General features: G+C 71.7%; 19 protein-coding genes. 4 read left to right on the forward strand and 15 right to left on the reverse strand.

All coding sequences use genetic code 11. The features are described 5' to 3' along the window. Positions 1 to 42: 42 nt before the first annotated feature. The 15 genes from F4560_RS17480 to F4560_RS17550 form a co-directional block, all read right to left on the reverse strand. Positions 43 to 699 carry a response regulator transcription factor gene (locus tag F4560_RS17480; RefSeq protein ID WP_184921303.1) on the reverse strand — a complete coding sequence of 219 codons (657 nt, stop codon included), beginning with the start codon at positions 697 to 699 and terminating at the stop codon, positions 43 to 45. Next, positions 678 to 1,775, reverse strand: a complete 1,098-nt coding sequence (locus F4560_RS17485; protein WP_312869338.1) for a hypothetical protein — start codon at positions 1,773 to 1,775, stop codon at positions 678 to 680. The genes F4560_RS17480 and F4560_RS17485 overlap by 22 nt, the downstream gene beginning before the upstream one ends. Continuing rightward, a complete protein-coding gene (locus F4560_RS17490) occupies positions 1,768 to 2,814 on the reverse strand; it encodes a sensor histidine kinase (protein ID WP_312869339.1) in 1,047 nt (348 codons plus the stop codon). The genes F4560_RS17485 and F4560_RS17490 overlap by 8 nt, the downstream gene beginning before the upstream one ends. A 158-nt stretch (positions 2,815 to 2,972) precedes the next feature. Next, positions 2,973 to 3,365 (reverse strand): RidA family protein, encoded by a 393-nt coding sequence (locus F4560_RS17495; RefSeq protein WP_184921307.1) that lies wholly within the window; start codon positions 3,363 to 3,365, stop codon positions 2,973 to 2,975. Between the two features lie 79 nt (positions 3,366 to 3,444). Next, positions 3,445 to 4,311 (reverse strand): hypothetical protein, encoded by an 867-nt coding sequence (locus F4560_RS17500; protein ID WP_184921309.1) that lies wholly within the window; start codon positions 4,309 to 4,311, stop codon positions 3,445 to 3,447. After that, complete coding sequence (locus tag F4560_RS17505; protein WP_184921311.1) at positions 4,308 to 4,943, reverse strand: hypothetical protein; 636 nt, start codon at positions 4,941 to 4,943, stop codon at positions 4,308 to 4,310. Before F4560_RS17505 ends, F4560_RS17500 begins: the two co-directional genes overlap by 4 nt. Positions 4,944 to 5,057: 114 nt before the next feature. Continuing rightward, positions 5,058 to 6,194: an acyl-CoA dehydrogenase family protein gene (locus F4560_RS17510; RefSeq protein ID WP_184921313.1), complete on the reverse strand. Its 1,137-nt coding sequence runs from the start codon at positions 6,192 to 6,194 to the stop codon at positions 5,058 to 5,060. Beyond that, positions 6,191 to 6,997 carry an HAD family hydrolase gene (locus tag F4560_RS17515; protein ID WP_184921315.1) on the reverse strand — a complete coding sequence of 269 codons (807 nt, stop codon included), beginning with the start codon at positions 6,995 to 6,997 and terminating at the stop codon, positions 6,191 to 6,193. Before F4560_RS17515 ends, F4560_RS17510 begins: the two co-directional genes overlap by 4 nt. Next, entirely contained in the window at positions 6,994 to 8,394 is a 1,401-nt protein-coding gene (locus tag F4560_RS17520) for a condensation domain-containing protein (protein WP_184921318.1), read from the reverse strand. Before F4560_RS17520 ends, F4560_RS17515 begins: the two co-directional genes overlap by 4 nt. A gap of 7 nt (positions 8,395 to 8,401) precedes the next feature. Continuing rightward, a complete protein-coding gene (locus F4560_RS17525) occupies positions 8,402 to 9,028 on the reverse strand; it encodes a 4'-phosphopantetheinyl transferase family protein (RefSeq protein WP_184921320.1) in 627 nt (208 codons plus the stop codon). Continuing rightward, the gene (locus tag F4560_RS17530) at positions 9,025 to 9,759 is read right to left on the reverse strand and encodes a class II aldolase/adducin family protein (protein WP_184921322.1); all 735 of its coding nucleotides are present in this window, start codon (positions 9,757 to 9,759) and stop codon (positions 9,025 to 9,027) included. The genes F4560_RS17525 and F4560_RS17530 overlap by 4 nt, the downstream gene beginning before the upstream one ends. Next, positions 9,760 to 10,455: a dihydrodipicolinate reductase C-terminal domain-containing protein gene (locus tag F4560_RS17535; RefSeq protein ID WP_184921324.1), complete on the reverse strand. Its 696-nt coding sequence runs from the start codon at positions 10,453 to 10,455 to the stop codon at positions 9,760 to 9,762. It abuts the gene before it with no gap. Next, positions 10,448 to 10,714 (reverse strand): acyl carrier protein, encoded by a 267-nt coding sequence (locus F4560_RS17540; RefSeq protein ID WP_184921326.1) that lies wholly within the window; start codon positions 10,712 to 10,714, stop codon positions 10,448 to 10,450. The genes F4560_RS17535 and F4560_RS17540 overlap by 8 nt, the downstream gene beginning before the upstream one ends. A gap of 100 nt (positions 10,715 to 10,814) precedes the next feature. Continuing rightward, positions 10,815 to 12,236 (reverse strand): class I adenylate-forming enzyme family protein, encoded by a 1,422-nt coding sequence (locus F4560_RS17545; RefSeq protein WP_184921328.1) that lies wholly within the window; start codon positions 12,234 to 12,236, stop codon positions 10,815 to 10,817. Between the two features lie 10 nt (positions 12,237 to 12,246). Further along, positions 12,247 to 13,614: a nitroreductase family protein gene (locus tag F4560_RS17550; RefSeq protein WP_184921330.1), complete on the reverse strand. Its 1,368-nt coding sequence runs from the start codon at positions 13,612 to 13,614 to the stop codon at positions 12,247 to 12,249. Positions 13,615 to 13,817: 203 nt separating this feature from the next. Here F4560_RS17550 and F4560_RS17555 point away from each other — a divergent pair, with 203 nt between their 5' ends. The 4 genes from F4560_RS17555 (at position 13,818) to F4560_RS17570 (ending at position 18,607) form a co-directional block, all read left to right on the forward strand. After that, the gene (locus tag F4560_RS17555; RefSeq protein ID WP_184921332.1) at positions 13,818 to 16,007 is read left to right on the forward strand and encodes an AfsR/SARP family transcriptional regulator; all 2,190 of its coding nucleotides are present in this window, start codon (positions 13,818 to 13,820) and stop codon (positions 16,005 to 16,007) included. Between the two features lie 322 nt (positions 16,008 to 16,329). Further along, positions 16,330 to 17,607 (forward strand): pectate lyase, encoded by a 1,278-nt coding sequence (locus F4560_RS17560; protein WP_312869340.1) that lies wholly within the window; start codon positions 16,330 to 16,332, stop codon positions 17,605 to 17,607. Positions 17,608 to 17,729: 122 nt separating this feature from the next. Continuing rightward, on the forward strand, positions 17,730 to 18,296 hold the full coding sequence (locus F4560_RS17565) for a YbaB/EbfC family nucleoid-associated protein (RefSeq protein ID WP_312869341.1): 567 nt from the start codon (positions 17,730 to 17,732) through the stop codon (positions 18,294 to 18,296). Next, the gene (locus F4560_RS17570) at positions 18,296 to 18,607 is read left to right on the forward strand and encodes a WXG100 family type VII secretion target (RefSeq protein ID WP_184921336.1); all 312 of its coding nucleotides are present in this window, start codon (positions 18,296 to 18,298) and stop codon (positions 18,605 to 18,607) included. The genes F4560_RS17565 and F4560_RS17570 overlap by 1 nt, the downstream gene beginning before the upstream one ends. Positions 18,608 to 18,625: the final 18 nt, after the last annotated feature.

Here is an 18,625-nt window from a genome sequence, read left to right on the forward strand (position 1 = left end):
ATCGCTGTGGTCCGTTCGCACCACAGCCCCGATCTTCGGCCGTCAAAGATCATCCAGATGGACCAGGCCGTCCTGGATCGCACGTGCTACCAGCGCGGCTTTGGTCGGCGCCTCCCGACCGCTCATCGCGTACTTGAGCCGAATCCGCTCCAGGTGCGAGTTGACCGTGCTCAGCGAGATCCCCAGCTGCTGTGCCACGAAGTCCTTGGACTCCGACTGGAACCACTGGACCAGCACTTCGGTTTCCCGCGCCGACAACCCCGGCCGGTGGGCGGAACTGTCGCCGGCGAGCGCGCCCGCCAAGGCCGGCGGCGTGTACGGCAGGCCCACCGCCGCCGCTCTCGTCGCTTGAAGGATGTGCTCGGCGCCTTCGGCCTTCGTCAGGTAGCACAACGCGCCCAGTTCCAGGCATTGCAACGCGATCTCGTCGTCCGCGCGCATCGAGTAGACGACGACCCGCCGTCCCGCCTGGACCAGTCGGCGCAGATCACCCAGCGCCGGGTTGGGTCCGCTCAGGTGCAGGTCGAGGATGACGACGTCGGCCTCCGCGCCGTCACCGACCCAGGCGACGCCGACGTCGTCACCCGCGGCGGCCACCCGGATCGGCGGCGTGCCGGACGACAGCCAGTGGGCCACCCCGGCCCGGACCGCGGGATGGTCGTCCACGACTACGACGCTCACCTGCTGGTCCGCCGCCATCTGGCCTCCATTCGAACGTGCTCACCATAGGTGCCGCAGTCGACCTCGACCCTCGGCCAGGCGGCGGCGTCCACGTCGACGCCGGCGTCCGTGACCACGGCGACCCGCACCTCTTTGTCGGTGCGCAACACGCTCACCCGTGCGCGCGCCCGTGCGGCCGACAGCGCGGCGACGACCGGCCCGGTGAGGTCGCGGCGCACGTCCGCCGGCACCGGCGTGGCCGTGCCGCTGACCGCCAGGGACACCTCGACACCGCGCCGCTCGGCCACGTCGACGCACGCGGCGACCTCGTGCACCAACGGGTCGGGGACGTCGTCGTTCTCGGCGAACAGCCTGCGCAGCTGGGTCGCCGCGAGCGCGCACCGCCGCCGGGTGTCGTCGTCACGGGGGTCCAGCACGCCGTCGGCCAGGTCCGCCAACAACGGCAGCGTCACGCCCAACTGCCCGGCGAAGACGCTCCGCTGTCCCTGCTCCCACTGCTCGGCCAACGCCACCCTGGTCACCATCCGGTCCCGCTCGGCGGCCACCTCCATCGCCTGGCGGGTGCGGCGGCGCAGCATCTCGGTGATCATCAGGACCGCCAGCTGGACGCTGACCGAGCTGAGCACGACCGTCCCCACGGCGCCGACTTCCGCCCGCTCCACCAGCGCCACCGGCAGGAACCTCACGATGTTCGCCGTCACGTCCACCGCCAGCACGGTGAGCAGCACCGGCACCCGGTCTAGGAGGAGCAGCAGCAGGTGCCACCCCACCAGGCCGAACGACCAGTGCGGGTCGCGGAAGAAGCCGTCCGGGGGCAGTGCGGCGGCGGCTGCGGCCGAGGCGGCCAGCACGATCACCGTGCCGACGACCACGACGCCGAGAGGCAACGGCTTCCGGCGCACCACCCACACACCACAGGTGACGGTGACGAGCGACAGCGCGGTGAACGCGGCCACGGCGAGCCACTCCGGCCGGTGCCCGTACTCGACCAGCCGCCTCAGGCACAGCCCGAACTGGACCACGCCGACGACGCTGAGCAGCGCGATCCGCATCGTGGCGTGCACGTGGTCGGCGGCGGCGCGGCCCTCAGCCACCGGGCCACTCCAGCCGCACGGACGTCCCCTCACCGGGACGCGAGGTGACCGCGGCGCTGCCACCGACGGCGACCATGCGTTCGACGACCGAGCCGCGGATGCCGCGGCGGAAGTGCGGGACTTCGTCGGGGTGGAAGCCCAGGCCGTCATCGTCCACCTCGACCACGAAGCGCTCGCCCTCACCGTGGACGCTGAGCGCGGCGTGCCGCACACCCGCGTGCCGCTCGACGTTGGCCAGCGCCTCGCGCACCGCGCGCACCAACGCGAGCGCCACCGACGCCGGCGCCACCGACCCGACCTGCCACCGCGTGTCGACGGTCAGCGGGCTGCGCTCCACCACGGCACGCAGCGAGGCGGTGAGGTCCACCGGGCTGTCCTGCGTCGTGGGGCCGCCCGAAGCGCCGGTGAGCACGGCCAGGTCGTGCCGCGCGTAGTCGGCGACCTGCGCCGGATCGGTGTCACGACCGTGCACGGCGACCAGGAGGAACGTCGCCGAGGCGGTGTCGTGCAGCAGCGCGAGGTACTCCCGTTCCCGCCGGTGCCGTTCCAGCGCCACCGCCTCGGCCCGTTCGAGTGCCGCACGGCGTTCCCGCAACTCGTCCACGCGCCTGCTCGACCGCCGCATCAGCACGAACGCCAGGCGCGTCAGGCCGACCTCGACCACCAGCCGCACGGCGGTCGCGCTCCCGTCACCGAGCCCGACCACCGCGAGGTAGAACGCGAGCAGCCCCGCCGTGGCCGGCAACGCGACCTTCGGCGACCACTCCCACTGGAAGGTGATCGCCGTCGTGGTCAGCGCGTTCAGCGCCCACTGGTTGGGATGTCCGGCGGTCCACTCCTGGGTCGCGGAGATCGCCACGACGCGCGCCACCGCGAACACGAGCGCCAGTGGCCGCGCCCGTCCGGAGATCCCGACCCAGCAGTCCACCACCGCTCCGACGACCACCAGCCCGAGCAACGCGAACCCGAGCGGCAGTACGTCATCGGGGACCGCCAAGAGCCCGAAAACGCTGATCAGCACCAGTCCGATGCCACGCACCGGTGGCGCGAACCTGCGTGCGGCGGCCAGGAACTCCGCCTCGACACTCCCCCGTGAACCCGGCGACATCGGCCGGCGCGACGCCGACGGTCGCACTACCGGTCTGCGAGCGGCGCCGACAACCACCCGCAGACCCTAACAACGCGGTACGGCCCAGGTCAGCGTGCGGCGACGGCGTCGACCTCGAACAGCATCCCGGGCAGGGCGAGGGTGGCCACGCCGAGCAGGGTCTGCACCGGTGGCTTATCGCCCCAGATGCGGGTGATGCGTTCGCGCATGACGGGGAGGCGGTCGGCGTTGTGGTCCACGACGTACGTGCCGAGCCGGACGACGTGGTGGTAGTCGAGGCCGACGGCGCGGAGTGCGGCGCCGAGGTTGGCGTAGGCCCGGTCGACCTGGGCGGCGAAGTCGTCCGAGACGAGCTGCCCGTCGCGGTCGCAGCCGTACTGGCCCGCGATGAACACGAGGTCACCGGTGGTGGCGGCGACGTGGCTGTAGCCGTAGCCGGTGGGGTCGTGCAGTTCGTCGGGGTTGCTCAGGTTGTGCGGCACGGTGTCGATGTCCTTCAGGTTGGCGAGTGGCTGCGGTTCGTTGCACGAACAATCTTAGTTCGTACCACGAACCGCTACCTCACCGACCTCGCTCCACCAGCCGCCGCACGCCATCCGCGACAGCGAACAACGGCGCATGCGGCCGTCCGCCCGAGTACGGCACCGCCACCAAGTCCCCGACACGCACATCCTCCGGCAGCGACACCTCCGGCGCCTCACCCGAATGCCCCACGACCCGACGGACGCCGGTCGACGCGGTCGGCACCCGGCCGATCACCCGCATGATCGGCCCCGGTGGACCGTCGACCGACACCACACCACAACACACCGACCGCACCCGGCACACGCCCACCACCGCCCGCACGACCAGCGAACGGCCCGGCTCCACGGTCAGCCGCGGCGGCGTGACGCCCTGGGTCGACGACTCCCCGTTGATCGCCACCCGCAGCCGGGTGGCCAACCCGGTCAGGTCGAACGCGGCGGGCGCGTCGGCGGTGATCTCGACCGCCAACTCGTCCAGCTCCACGCCGTGATCGCGTCGCAGCCGCGCGATCGCCCGCACCACGTCCCGCGCGCACGCCTCGGTCGACGGCACGTCACCGGACATCCGGTAGCGCAGGCCACGACCGCGCAGGCCGGGCTCGGCCACGACAAGCCCTTCCTCCGCGCACCACCCCAGCACCTCCGGCCACGGCAGCTCCACCGGCGAGCACACCACCCGCGCCCCGGGCAGCACGTCCACGTACGCCCGGCAGGAACGCCGCACCTCGTGCTCGCTCAGCACGTGCACGGGGGTCCCGAACGTCCCCGCCAGACCGGCCAGGTCCACCCCGCCGACGCCCACGTGACCGGTGTCCGCGACCACGGTGTCGGCGGGCCACCGGTCGTCCTCCAGCCGTGCCCGCGTGATGCCGCGCAGGCTGGGGATCAGCTCGACGAGCGTCACGCCGAAGCCGCGACCTGCGCGGCCGGTGTCGGGGTCGATCCGCCGCGAGGCGGCATGGTGAGCGCCAGCACCGCCGCGCACAGCAGCACGCTGGTGGACGAGGTGATCAGCACGACCCAGTCGAGCGCCAGGATGCCGAAGCACATCCACATCACGTTGCAGAACGCACTGAGCCACCACCGCGGCCGGGACACGCCCCGCACGTCGTGGTCGCCACGCCGGCGTTGACGGATCAGCGACACCACCTGCGCGCCGATGGCGAAGATGATCGACGCGCCGACCACCGAGCCCGCCACCGTGCCGCCGCCGACCAGACCGACCACCGCGAGCCCGCCCAACGTGATCACGAGCAGCGGAAGCCACTGGCGGGCCGCCAACTGGCCGAGCCGCACGTGTCCGGCGAGCACCGCCACCGCCGCGGTGAGCGCGATGCCGTTGGTCACGATCTGCGCCGGGCTCTGCGTCCACAACCCGTAGCCCGTCCACCCGACGCCGTAGAAGACGGCGAGCACGCCCGCCGCCGGCGACAGGCCCTGGAACTTGCGGCCCACCCACAACCGCCACGCTTGCGGCCATGCGGCGGCGGCGCCACACGTGCCGCCGATCCACCCGAAGATCTCCGCGACCAGCATCTGTCCCTCACATCCGTTTCATGGAAGCCTTGACATCCCTGAACCTCAGCGCCGCACCTTGAGCAACCGGTCGTCCGCCGCCGCCCCGTCCGCCGGCGACTCGCCGGTCCGGCGTCACAGCGCGCGGGAGACGACGAGTCGTTGGATCTGGTTGGTGCCTTCGACGATCTGGAGGAGCTTGGCCTCGCGCATCCACCGCTCGACGGGGTGGTCGACCACGTACCCCGCGCCGCCGAGCACCTGCACCGCGTCGGTGGTGGCCTTCATCGCCATGTCGGTGGCGAAGAGCTTCGCCTTGGCCGCCTCGATGGAGTACGGCAGGCCCGCGTCCTTCAGCCGGGCCGCGTGCAGCACCAGCGCGCGTGCGGCCGACACCTGGGTCGCAATGTCCGCCAGCATGAACCCGATGCCCTGGAACGACATGATGGGCTGACCGAACTGCTCGCGTTTCTTCGCGTAGTCGGCGGCGTAGTCGAGCGCCGCCTGCGCCAGGCCGACGGCGCACGCGCCGATGGCGAGCCGGCCGCTGTCCAGGGCGTCCATGGCGATCAGGAAACCCTTGCCGGGCCTGCCGATCAGCCGGTCGTCCGCGACCCTGGCGTGGTCGAAGACGATCTGGGCGGTCGGCGAGGACGACACGCCCATCTTCTTCTCCCGCTTCTGCGGCAGCAGGCCCGCCGTGTCGGCGTCGACCAGCAGGCACGACAAGCCGCGTGCGTCCGGACCGCCGGTGCGCGCGTAGACGGCGTAGTAGTCGGCGATACCGCCGTGGGTGACCCAGGCCTTGGTGCCACGCAGGATGTAGTCGTTCCCGTCACGGGTCGCGGTGGTGGCCATCGAGGCTAGGTCCGACCCGGCTTCCAGCTCCGACAGGCAGTTCGCGCCGAGCAGTTCGCCGCCGAGCATGTCCGGCAGGTGCTTCTTGCGCTGCACGTCGGTGCCGAAGCGCGCCAGGCCGTGACAGGACAGGGTGTGGACGTTCAGCGCCTCGCCGACGGCCAGCCACCGGCTCGCGATCAGCTCGACCACGTGCAGGTAGACCTCGTACGGCTGGCCTCCCCCGCCGTGCTCCTCCGGGTAGGGCAGGCCCAGCAGCCCGGCCCGGCCGAGCGTGCGCACGGCGTCCCTCGGGAACTCGCCGCGTGCCTCGAAATCGGCCACGCGCGGCGCGAGTTCGCCGTCGGCGATCTCCTCCACCAGGCCGAGCAGGTCGGCCGCGTCCTCCGTCGGCAGCAGGCGTTGCACCTTCACGGCACGCTCACCTCCTCGGCGCACAGGCGTTCCAGCACCACGGCCACGCCGTCGTCGTCGCAGTCGGGGGCGATCTCGTCGGCGAACGCGTGCAGCGCGGGGTCGGCGTTGGCCATGACCACGCCGTGCCCGGCCCAGCGGACCATGTCGATGTCGGCGGACGTGTCACCGAACGCCACCACGTCGTCCGGGCCGAGGCCACGTCGTCGTGCTAGTTCGGCGAGCGTGCCCACTTTGCTGGCGCCTGGCGCGACGAGGTCGACGAAGCCCGGTCCGACGTGCGCGATGTCGACCAGCCCGCCCAACGCCGCGGCGAGCCCGTCCGGCACGGTGCCGTCGAGGTCCCCGCCGGCCAGCCACAGCTTCAGCACCGGTTCGGCGATGGCGGTGGGGTCGCCGAAGAACGACTCGCCGAGCAGCAACGGCGGCGGGTAGCCGTGCTGGTAGCCGACCGGTCCACCGCGCAGCACCCAGCCCAGGTGCAGCCGGGGGAACACGGCCCGGACCCGACGTGCCACGGTCGCCGCCGCGTGCGCCGGGATGGCGTCACTCCAGGTGACCTCACCGGAGGGCAGCTCGCACACCGCCGAGCCCACGCAGCAGATGGCCTCGCCGGCCAGCCCGAGGCGGGCCGCGTAGTCGAGCACGGCGGCCGGATGGCGCGCGGTGACGAACACGACCTCGACTCCGGCCGCACGGGCCGTGGCCAGCGCCCGTTCGCTGCGAACGGACAGCGTGTAGTCGCGGCGCAGCAGCGTGCCGTCCAGGTCGATCGCGGCGAGCCGGTAGCGCGGCGCGGTCATCGGACGACCCTCACGGTGGCCTCGAACATGTCGGCCAGCGCGGTGTCCGGCGCGTCGACCCCGAGGTCCAGCACCCTGATCACGTCGTCCAGGAACTCCGCCGCCCAGGGTGCGCCGTAGCGGTCGCTGCGGTAGCGCAGTTCGAGTTCGACGCCGTCCGGTCGGCGGTAGCCGAGCACCCGCAGCCCACCGCGCGGCACCTCGGGCATCGGGATCGCGATCGGCCGCACCCGCAGGCCGGGCACCTCCGGCCACTCCTGGCTGGAGTCCTCGACCAGGTCGAAGTCGAAGTTCAGGTACGACGGCAGCCGCGCCGGGTCGCGGTACCGGGCGCCGTACTGGGGGTGGCCGAGTTCGCGCATGATCAGCGAGTGCGGGATGCGCTGGTGCCGCATGGCTTCCCACAGCGTCCGGGCCTCGCGCAGGGCCAGCTCCCGGAACGAGGTCGCGCCGTCGAACACCGTCCGGAACGCGGCGACGGTCGCCAGGTAGCCGACCAGGTGTTGCGTCTCCGGCCGGGTGCGGTTGGCCAGCGAGCCGAACGTGGCCACGTCACCCGCCTCGGCGTCGTCCATCGTGGACAGCCTGCGCCGCCACATGGCCGCCTTCACCGCCGCCGACACCAGCACGATCAGGCTGGTGCCCTCGGCCGCCGCCAGCCCGGTGAGCCGGTCGACCTTCGGCTGGTCGAGCAGCGCGCGGAGCTTGACCAGCCGGGGCGTGCCGCCGGGTTCGCCCGCCGGGTCGGTCAGCCCCGAGGACGGGATGGGGTCGATGCCCGCGAGCTTCTTCCGCCAGTAGCCCACCTGCCGCTCCAGCACGGCGCCGCTGAGGTGATCGCGTTCCCACTCCGCGAAGTCCGGGTACTGCACGGGCAGTTCCGGCAGCTCCGGTGTCGTGCCGGCCGCACGTGCCCGGTAGATGGTCAGCAGGTCGCTCAACACCACGCGGACGGACCAGGCGTCGGTGACGACGTGGTCGATCGTCACGCACAGGACGTGCCGATCGGGTTCGAGTTCGGCGAGCAGGGTGCGGAACAGCGGGCCTTCGGCCAGGTCGAACGGCTCGCAGGCGTCCTCGGCCAGCAGTGCGAGCGCGCGCTCCAGCCGCTGCTCGGAGTCGTCCACCCGGATGCGCCGGAGCGCGGGCAGTTCGGCCAGCAGCCTGGCCCGCAGGACGTCCTCGTCCGGGAACGTCAGCCGCAGCGCCTCGTGCCGCTCGACGAGTTCCGTCACCGCCCGGTCCAGCAGGTCGGCGTCGAGCGGGCCCTCGATCAGCAGGCCGATGGCGATCTTGTTGTTGACGAACTGGACGTGCCGGCCGGTGGTCAGCCGCTCCTCCTGGGTGAACGACACCGGCAGGGGACGGTCGCGGGGGTACCGCGGGATGGCGCTCATCGCGTTCTCATTCCTTCGGGAGCAGGACGTGGATGCGGGGTGGCGGGCCGGACGCGGCGACCGCGACCTCGGCCCCGTCGAACGGGGACAGCAGCTGCCAGCGGAAGTCGCGCCACGCGCCGCGGCGGTGGCCTGGCCGGACCGGCACCCGGCCGGGCCGGAACCGGACGCCCTCGCCACTGGCCTTCAGGCACGCTTCCTGCACGACCCACAGCGCGGTGAAGACGCGGGCGCGATCGGCGGGGGCCAGCGCCGCCACCGCCGCCAGGTCCTCTTCACGGCAGCACCTGGTGAGCAGCCCCGGCGTGGGCAGGACGTGCTCCTGCACGTCGACGCCGACCGCCCGGTCCGGTGCGACGGCCGCCGCGAGCACCCGTGCGCTGTGCGAGACGCTGACGCCGATGTCGTTGTCCAGCACTGGTTTTCCGGTGGCCGTGACGCCGATCGCGGCCCCGGCGGACCGCGGGCCGAGCACCCGGCCGAGCAGCCAGCGCAGCAGCGCCCGCCCCTCCAGGTACTCCGCCGCACGACGCTCGGGCAGGCCCGCCGCCCGGTCCCGGTCGGCCGCCGTGGTGTGCCGACCGGGATCAGGACCGCGCCCGCGCCCGGCGAGCGTGACGACGACGCCGTTCACCGGGTCGGCCAGTGCGTAGTCTCCGGCCAGGAGCGTCCGACGCGGCGCACGGCGTACTCCCAGTAGGAGCGCACGGACAGGTCGGCGTAGATGAAGTCCCGCTTCAGCTCCACGTCCGCGTCGCTCGACCACTCGTACTTGCCCGCCGTGCCCTCGGCCATGAGCTGCAACCGGCACGCCCGTTCGAGCACCTGCGCGAAGATCGCCGCGTGCCGCACGCTCTTGCCCACCACAACACCGCCGTGGTTGCGCAGGAACACGCCGTTCCCGTCGGCGAGCACGGCCGCGATCGCGTCACCGGTCCCGATGTCCAGCACAGTGTTGGACGTGGTGGTGAACACGCCCGTGCGGCCCGCGAAGTACGCGCCGTCGTGCGAGAGGGGGTGCAGCACGAGGTCCGTCGCGCCGAAGATCAACGTGTAGGGCGCGTGGCTGTGCACGATCGCGTTCACGTCCGGTCTGGCCCGGTAGATCGCCTGGTGCAGCGGCAGTTCGGGCGGCGCGAGCTTGGGCGCGTCCAGGGTGTGGTCCACCGGGGCGATCACGACCTCGTCCGGTGTCGCCTCGTCGAACCCCACCAGGGCGTTCTTGATGACGAACGTGTCCGCGCCGGGCAGCCGCGCGGAGATCTGGCCCTGGTTGAAGTCGTCGTGCCCGTCGAGTGAGAGCATGCGCGCGCCCTGCGCCAACTGGGTGATGAGCCTGCGCAGAGCGGGTTTGTGGTCGGACATCTAGGCTCCCCGGGTACTGATGAGGTCGTCGTACATCTCCTGGGTGTCGTACAGCCCTGGTGCACGGGTGTTCAGCCACGTCACGGCACGGACCGCGCCGGTCGCGGCGGCGGTGAACGAGCCGACGCTGTGCCGCACGGTCACGGTCTCGGCCGCCCACGTCCAGGTGACCTCGTGCTCGCTGACGGTCAGGCCCGCCCGTGACGAGCTGACGTCCGCCGGTTCCCGCCCGCTCGCCGCGGTCCACACGTCGGCGAGGGCGATGGCGGTGGCGCTCGGTCGGTGCGCCTTGGTCGTCGGGTGCCGTTCCCACACGCTGGTCTCGGGGTGCGACGGCGCGATGGCGGCCAGGTGGGCGACGAGCCTGCGTTGGAGGTGGTGGCCGATGGCGAGGTTCGTCGCGCGCAGCACCGGCACGGAGGTCGCCAGCGCGTGGATCGCCTTCCACTGTGGACTGTCCAGATTGGACACGCATTCGACCAGTGCGGCGTTGTGCTCGGCGCAGTACCGGAGCACTCGGTCGTGCGCTTCGGGTGAACTGGCGTCCACCAGGACGTCCGCGGTGTCGTCGGTGTGCCAGCCGCTGCTCGACGCCGTCACCACGACCGGCAGCCCGAGTTCCCGGCACTGCCTCAGCACCGCGTCACCCAGCCTGCCCGTGCCGACGACGCCGACGCGGGGAAGTCCGTCACGCATCGACGTCCGCGCTTTCCCGGACGAGGTCGACCAGCGAGTCGATGGTGGCGAACCGCTCGGGATCGGCCTCCGGGTCGACGTACACGCCCAGTTCGTTCTCGATGGCGTCGATGAGCCGCATGTAGGACAGGGACGAGTAGTTCAACGCGCGCAGCGAGCCGTCCGCCGCGGTCACGTCGGCCTCGCCGATCGCGCCGTCGCCGCTGCTCACGATCAACCGGAGGAGTTCGGCGCGCAGCGTGGTGCTGTCGGTGTGCATGGGGTGGTCTCCTTGAGGTTCGGGATTCGCAGCCTGGGCTTCCCCCGCCTGGGACTCCCCGGCTTGGGATTCCCGGGCTTGGGATTCACAGGCTTGGGATTCACAGCCGGCGCAGCGCCGTGAGCGACGGCTTGCCGATGGAGTTCGCGGGGATCCGGTCGAGCAGGTGGATGCGTCCGGGCACCTTGAAGGCCGCGAGCCGTGCCGCGCAGTGCGCTCGCAACGCCGTGATCTCGAGTGGTTCGTCGGAGACGACGGCGGCGGCGACGAGCGGGTCGCCGTGCTGGTCGGTGGCCTCGAACACCACGACGTCGCGCACGCCGCGAGCGGTGCGCAACGCCTCGGCCACCTCGACCGGGTCGACCTTGCGCCCACCGACGTTGATCATGCGGTTGGACCGGCCGGTCAGCACCAGCGCGCCATCCCGCAGGAAGCCCTCGTCACCGGTGACGTACAGGCCCTCGGCGTCGATCCGGTCCTCGAACACTCCCGGCGCGTTGAGGTAGCACGACCCCATGGACTCGCTGCGGACGGTGATCGGGCGCGGCTCCCCGTCCACGCCCGCGCGCAGGTCGACGCCGGGCAGCGGCACGCCCAGCCCGTCGATGCGCGCGGGATCGGTGGTGAAGGTCAGCGGACCGGTCTCGGCGATGCCGTAGTAGTTGCTGATCGTGATGCCGGTGAGGTCGGCGAACGCCCGCTTGGTCTCCTCGCGCAGCGGCGCGCCCGACGACACGGCCACCCGCACGTCCGCCAACGCAGGCGTGCCGCGGCGAACTACGGACTCGTACAGCGCCGGGAACCCGACCAGCCGGGTGGCCTGCGCCCGGGTCAGGTCCCGGTGGACCCGGCCGGCGGTCGGCAGGCCCCGGCTCAGGTGCAGTGACGCGCCGGTCAGGAACGTCGCCAGCAGCGAGGTGTTGAACGCCAGCCCGTTCGACAGGGCGGCGAAGCAGGCGGTGCGGTCCTCGGCGTCGAGCCCGGTGCCCGCCGCCCAGTTGGCCGCCGCGCGGTACACGGCGTCACCGGTGAACTCGATGCAGTTGGGCTTGCCGGTCGAGCCGGAGGTGAAGCGGCAGACCTCGGTGTCGGGCCGGAGTTCGTAGCGCCGCCCGTCGACCGGCAGTGCGGTCACGTGCAGTGCTGTCATGTGCTGGGCGCCGGTCCCTTCGAACCGTCGGCCGCCCAACGCGCTCAGGTCGCGTTCGTCGTGGATCAACAGGTCGAGCGAGCAGTCGTCGGCGATGGTGGTCAACTCACCGGCCGTGAACGCGCTGTCGATCAGGAACGGCACGCCGCCCACGCGCAGCACCGCGAGGTACGCGGTCACGTAGGCCGCCGAGTTCGGCGCGACCAGGCCGACCCTCGGTCGGTCGCCCAACCCGACCCGCCCTTCCAGCACGGTGGCGAAGGCGTCCCGTTCGGCGAGCAGGGCCGAGCCGGTCAGGTCGATCGTCGGGTCGGTGACGGCGACCCGGTCCCGGTGGTGGCGCAGGTGCTCGGTGACGATCTCGGTCAGCACGGCGTTCCCCTCAGCGCTCGTCGTGGGCGTAGGCGGTGTGCGCGCGGTCCCACTTGGTCCCGGTGTCGTGCCCGGCGCCCAGCGCGATCAGGTAGAGGACTTCGTGGTCGCCGGGCAGCCGGGCGATCCGCCGCCACCGGTGCGCGTCGAACCCGCCGACGGCGGTGACGCCGAGCCCCGCTTCGGCCGCCCCCAGGTACAGCAGCTGCCCGACCGCGCCCGCCCGGAAGATCAGCTCACGCGGGTTCGGCCCGACGACCCGGTGCCGGGGCGCGTGGAAGACGACGAACGCGGCGGCGTCACGCAGGTGGTCTTGGTGCATGCACGCCTTCGCGATGTCGTCGGGGCACGGCGGCACGTCCAGGTCGACCCGACCGTCCCGGCCCAGCGGGATCACCGCGGGCGGCTGCCCGGCGACCGACCGGACCACCAGCGACACGTGGAAATCCGGGTCCGGCCGCAGGTCGGTGGCGTGGTGGGTGCCGATCGCGGACAACGCCCGCCGCAGCACGTCCGCCGGCACCTCGGCCGGGACGAACTCCTTGGCCGACGCCCGCACCAGCGACAGCTGCCGCCACCCGGGCGGCCTTGCCCCCGTGCCGCCCGCCACGAACGGGCCGGTGATCACGTTCCGGGCCGGCTCCGGCACGCCGTCGGCCGGGCCGAGCGAGTCCCAGCAGGCCAGTTCCAGCCACGTCACGTCCAGGTCGGACGGCCGCGCCGACGCCCGGCCCGACCACCTCGCGTCGGGCGCCGGTCCCGATCCCGGCCCCACGACCACCGCCGAGTGCAGTTCACGGCAGCGGCCGGTGAGGCCGAGGACGTCGTGCAGCGGTTCGCGGTCGAACCGCAGCCGCAACTGCGCGGGCACGCCGGTCTCGGAGGACACGCAGAGCAGGTTCGTGGCCAGGTGCGCCGCGTCGAGCTGGGAGTAGAGGTAGCCGCGGTCGCCGTACTTGCGCATGGACAGCCACGGCCGGCTGACCACGAAGACCACCGCGCCGCCGGGTTCGGGGAGGCGCAGCCCGGCGCGTTCACAGGACCGTGCGGCCGACCCGCCGGCCAAGCGGTGCACCAGCCTGCGCACCGGGTCGACGTGCAGGACATGCGATTCGTCGGAGTCGCCGACGATCACCACGAACTCGTACGGGTACAGCGCGCCCGCCGAGGGAACGGCCCGCGGCCCGCCCGACTTCGCCGCACCCACGTCTGTGAACGCCGCGTCGACGAGCCCCAGCGCGAGCCTGGCCCCCGGCTCCGTCAACGGGAACTCGCCCGCGTGGACGTCCGGTGAAGTGATCGACATCCGGTCCCACAGCCGGACCGGCACGACCTGGTGATCCACCCCGCCGGACAAGAGAACGCCACCGCGTCGCATGTTCGCCTCCCCCGCCTTCGACCGCCGACCCGGACCACCCACGACGGTGGCAATGGCCGGTCCACAACCGGTCCACCGCCGGTCCATGGCCGCCGACGACCGGTACACGCAGGAATTGGTTGAACCATTTGGAGGAGTGCGGCGGAGGTCGATGCGCCTACGCTCGATTACAGGGGAGACACGAATGACCACGGAGGGTGTCCTTGCTGTTCCGTGTACTGGGGGGCGTCGACGTCGTGCTGCCGAGCGGGCACCAGGTGGCCGTTCGGTCCGCGAAACAACGCAGACTCCTGACCGCGCTGTTGATGAACGCCAACCACTGGGTGTCGCTCGACAAGCTGGTCGACGCGCTCTGGGACGACGGCCCGCCGCCCTCCGCGGCCGGCAACACCAAGACCTACGTGTGGAGACTCCGCACCGCGCTGGTCGCCGCACGGATCCGCAGCGGCACCAACGGCTACCGCATCGACGTGGCCCGCGACGAGTTGGACCTGTTCCGCTTCGAGGACGACGTGCGGCGTGGTCACCAGGCGGCGGTGGCGCACGACTGGCCACTGGTCGAGCGGCTCGTGTCGGGCGCGATCGGGCTGTGGCACGGCGAGCCGTTCGCGGATCTGGAGACCCCGGACGCCAAGGTGTGCCGGGCCCGACTCGGCGAACTGCGGCTCACCGCGCAGGAAGACCTCGTCCGCGCGCAACTGGCGCTCGGCTCGCACGACGACGCGATCGCCGAGTTGCAGGCGCTCGTCGCGGCGCACCCGTTGCGGGAACGGTTGCGCGGCCTGCTGATGCTGGCCCTCTACCGGTCCGGGCGGCAGGCCGAGGCGCTGTGCGTCTACCAGGACTTCCGCGCCGTGCTCGACCAGGAGCTCGGGCTGGAACCGGGCGACGAGCTGACCGAGATCCAGCTCGACATCCTCAACCAGGCGCCGGAACTGCGGGCCGAACGCGGCGAACGCCCCGTCCGCACACGACTTCCCGGCCGCTCCGCCGAATCGCCGCCGGCGCAACTGCCCGCCGACATCTCGACGTTCGTCGGACGTGACGCCCACCTGGCGTTGCTGAACGAGGCCCTGGCCGACGGCGGCACGTCCCCGTGGGTGATCAGCGGCCTGCCGGGGGTCGGCAAGTCGGCGCTCGCCGTGCACTGGGCGCACCGCGTGGCCGACCGGTTCCCCGACGGGCAGCTCTACCTCGACCTGCGCGGGCACGCCGACGGGCCGACCGTGGGCATCGGCGAAGCGCTGGACCGGTTGCTGCGCTCCCTCGGCGTGCCGCCCGACCAGGTGCCGGCGGACCCGGGTGAGCGGGCCGGTGTGTTCCGGTCGGTGCTGGCGCGTCGGCGGATGCTGATCGTGCTGGACAACGCGAACGACTCCGGTCAGGTGCGCGCGCTGTTACCCGGCCACCAGGGCTGTCACGTCCTGGTGACCAGCCGGAACGAGCTGCGTGGCCTGGTCGCGCTCAACGACGCGCGGTCGTTGTCGCTCGGCGTGCTGCGGGAGGACGAGACGATCGACCTGCTGCGGAAGATCGTCGGCGCCCGGCGGGTGGACCAGGAGCCGGCCGCCGCGCGCCGACTGTGCTCCCTGTGCGGTCACCTGCCGCTGGCCATCCGGATCGCGGCGGCCAACCTGTCGAGCCGACCGCACCACCGGATCGGCCACCTCGCCGACCGGCTGGCGTCGGGCAACCCGATGGAGGCGCTCGCCGTCGGCACCGAGCCCGGCATGACGGTGCGCGCGGCGTTCGACCTGTCCTACCTCGCTTTGCCGACCAAGGCGCGGATCCTGTTCCAGCGGCTGGCCCTCGTGCCGGGCGCGGACTTCTCCGCCGAGGTGGTGGCCGTGCTCTGCGACGACGACCAGGGCAGCGCGGACCACCTGCTCGACGTGCTGTGCGCGGCGCACCTGGTGGACCACTGCGCGCCGCACCGTTACCGGTTCCACGACTTGTTGCGCGCGTACGGCGCGGAACGCGCGGGCGAGGGCGGGCAGGCGGAGGTGGCAGACCGGGTGTTGCGCTTCTACGTCCGCACCGCGACCGCCGCGGTGGCGGTGATCGACCCCGACGCGCGGCTGGTGGCGGATCGCGTGCCTACGCGCGCGTTCACCGTGCCGGCGGCGCTGGAGTGGTTGGACGCCGAGGCGTCGAACCTCGTCGCGGCGATGGCGCACGCGGCCGAACACGGTCCGGCCCGTCACGTGTGGCCGTTGGCCGACGCGCTGCGGGCGTACTTCCGGTTTCGCGGGCATGGTCCGGACTGGCTTCCGGAGGCCACCGCCGGGCTGAATGCGACCACCGGCGCCCCCATTGTTCACAAGTGTGATCAGCACCCGTCGATTCTGTTCACAAGTATGATTGGACGCATTGATCCCGCAGTCGGCAGCTGATCGATTCGACCGCCTTTGACCTCGACGTTCGATCGTATTCGACACTTACCCGACGCTGGCCGCTAATAACCGTTATTGACCGGCCACTTCCGGACCATCTAGCATTCGACCGAAAGCGGTTTCCCACAACGACGTGAGGAAGCACCTTGGACGCGTGGCATTGGCCGACGCGTGCCGGTGGATTTCTCCACAGCGGGTTCCGCCCAGCGTGAATAGTCGCCATCGCCAGTTCCGGCGTCCGGGTAAGTCAGAAGCGGAGTAGTCGATGAATGTTCAACCTCCAACCACGCGCGCCACACCGCCGCGCGGCGCGCGATGGCGCGTGGGCCTGGCAGCGGCGGCGGGTGCCACGGCGCTGGCCGCCACGCTCGTCGTCTGGCCGATCACGACCGCTTCGGCGGCGATCGGCGCGGGCACGTACACGGTGAAGAACGTCGGCACCGGGCACTGTCTCAACGTCCCCAACGGGACCGCGAGCGCCGGCGTCCAGCTCCAGCAGGCGTCGTGCGGCACCGACAGCAGCCAGCAGTGGAAGCTCACCGCGGTCAGCGGCGGGTACCGGATCAGCTCGGTCGCCACGGGCCTGTGCGTCGGCGTGCAGGACGCGTCCACATCGGCGGGCAAGGCGATCCAGCAGGTCGCGTGCACCGACGGCCCCGGCCAGATCTGGACCGCGACCGCGAGCGGCAGCAACTACCGCCTGGTCGACACCAACAGCACCAAGTGCATGAACATCAAGGACAGCTCCACCTCCGTCGGCGCGTTGGTGCAGACCAACTCCTGCGACAGCGTGGCCACCAAGCAGTGGACGTTGACCCCGACGAGCGGAGGGCCGACCTCGACGTCGACCTCCACTTCCACGTCCACCTCGACGTCCACGTCGACCACGACCACGACCACGACCACGACTCCTGGTGGTGGCGGTGACGGCAGTGGCCCGTGGCCGAGCAACACCGGCAGCGTGCACCAGACCACCACGAAGAACACCGGGACGTTCTTCGACGGCGGCATGAAGCGCTACTACGGCATCGGCGACGGCGGCCAGGGTGAAGGCCAGGACCCGATGTTCGTCGTGGCCAACGGCGGCACCATCCAGAACCTCTTCATCGACGCGCCCGCCGGCGACGGCATCCACTGCGAGGGCTCCTGCGTCATCCGCAACGTCTGGTGGAACGACGTGGGCGAGGACGCCGCCACCTTCCGCAGCTCCAGCTCCTCCGCCACCTACCTCGTCGACGGCGGCGGCGCGAAGTCCGGTTCCGACAAGGTGTTCCAGCACAACGGCGCCGGCACCGTGACCATCCGCAACTTCCAGGTCCACGGCTCCGGCAAGCTCTACCGGGCCTGCGGCAACTGCTCCACCTCGTACCAGCGGCACGTGGTCATGGACGGCGTCACCGCCCGCAGCACCAAGGTGCTCGCCGGCATCAACACCAACTGGGGCGACACCGCCCGCTTCTCCCGCATCACCGTCTACGGCAGCGCGGTCATCTGCGAGAAGTACAAGGGCGTGCCCAAGGGCAGCGAGCCCACCAAGATCGGCGAAGGCGCCGACGGCAAGAACTGCTTCTACTCACCGTCCGACATCACCTGGCGCTAGTCGATGGATCCGGGGTCGGGGTCGACGCCCCGACCCCGGATCCACCGATCGCCCACGGACGTTCCGCCCGAACCGCTATGGTCCTGATCAACACCACGGTGCGATCAGGGGGGATCCTGGCCATGTCGGGCGACGATCGAGCGCGCCTCGAAGCGCGCAACGCCGCCATGAAGGAACAGGTCAACGGCCTGTTGGACACCTTCAACCGGCAGGCCGAGATGCTGCGCGAAGCCCAAGTGGCGGCCGCGCAGACCACTGCCTCGCTGACGTCCAAGGACGGGCTGGTCCGTGCCTCGGTCGATTCCAGTGGAGTGCTCACCCACCTGGAGTTCGCGCCGTCGGCGTTCGAGCGGTCCACGCCCGAGGCTCTGGCAAGGTCCGTGCTGCAACTCGCACGTGAAGGCGCGAGCCAGGTGAAGCAACAGGTGAACGACCTGATGTCGCCGCTCACCGAGGGCCTGCCCGACCTGTCCGACCTGGTCGAGGGCGCGCCGTCGCTGTCGGCGCTGCTCCCCCGCTTCGACGCGCCCCCACCACCGGCCACGACGGATGACACCCCGTTCGAGGACCGCAGCGCGCTCGCTCCTCAATCACCGTCGTCTCCGCCACCGCCACCCGCCGCACGTAGGCGCCCCGCGTCCGCCGATGACGAAGACCTGCCCGACAGCTGGCTCAAGGGGAGCTACTGATGGCCGGCTTCGGCATCAACCCGGAGGCCGCGACCACCGCCGCGTCCGACCTCGGTTCGGCGGCGGACCAGTTGGAGGCCGCCGGCAGCGCGCTCGCCAACGCCCTTGCCGCCGTGGGCGCGTGTTGGGGTGGCGACGAGTCCGGGCAGGAGTTCGCCAAGGACTACGTGCCCGGTTCGGAAGGCACGGTGCAGGCGTTCACCTCGTTGGTGGAAGGGCTGCGCGGGATGCGCGGCAGCGTGGTCGACGCGATGACGACGTACCGGGCCGTCGAGGACGCGCACGCCGAGACGTTCACGCGCGGGATCTGAGTCGTGGCGCAGACCGGT

The organism is Saccharothrix ecbatanensis, from assembly GCF_014205015.1.
Taxonomy (GTDB): Bacteria; Actinomycetota; Actinomycetes; order Mycobacteriales; family Pseudonocardiaceae; genus Actinosynnema; species Actinosynnema ecbatanense.

Bases quoted from the DNA above. Each gene is read 5' to 3' on its own strand.
- F4560_RS17480 (WP_184921303.1), bottom strand. From the start codon at position 699: ATGGCGGCGGACCAGCAGGTGAGCGTCGTAGTCGTGGACGACCATCCC.
- F4560_RS17505 (WP_184921311.1), bottom strand. From the start codon at position 4,943: ATGCTGGTCGCGGAGATCTTCGGGTGGATCGGCGGCACGTGTGGCGCC.
- F4560_RS17515 (WP_184921315.1), bottom strand. From the start codon at position 6,997: ATGACCGCGCCGCGCTACCGGCTCGCCGCGATCGACCTGGACGGCACG.
- F4560_RS17520 (WP_184921318.1), bottom strand. From the start codon at position 8,394: ATGAGCGCCATCCCGCGGTACCCCCGCGACCGTCCCCTGCCGGTGTCG.
- F4560_RS17530 (WP_184921322.1), bottom strand. From the start codon at position 9,759: ATGTCCGACCACAAACCCGCTCTGCGCAGGCTCATCACCCAGTTGGCG.
- F4560_RS17535 (WP_184921324.1), bottom strand. From the start codon at position 10,455: ATGCGTGACGGACTTCCCCGCGTCGGCGTCGTCGGCACGGGCAGGCTG.
- F4560_RS17540 (WP_184921326.1), bottom strand. From the start codon at position 10,714: ATGCACACCGACAGCACCACGCTGCGCGCCGAACTCCTCCGGTTGATC.
- F4560_RS17550 (WP_184921330.1), bottom strand. From the start codon at position 13,614: ATGCGACGCGGTGGCGTTCTCTTGTCCGGCGGGGTGGATCACCAGGTC.
- F4560_RS17565 (WP_312869341.1), top strand. From the start codon at position 17,730: ATGTCGGGCGACGATCGAGCGCGCCTCGAAGCGCGCAACGCCGCCATG.
- F4560_RS17570 (WP_184921336.1), top strand. From the start codon at position 18,296: ATGGCCGGCTTCGGCATCAACCCGGAGGCCGCGACCACCGCCGCGTCC.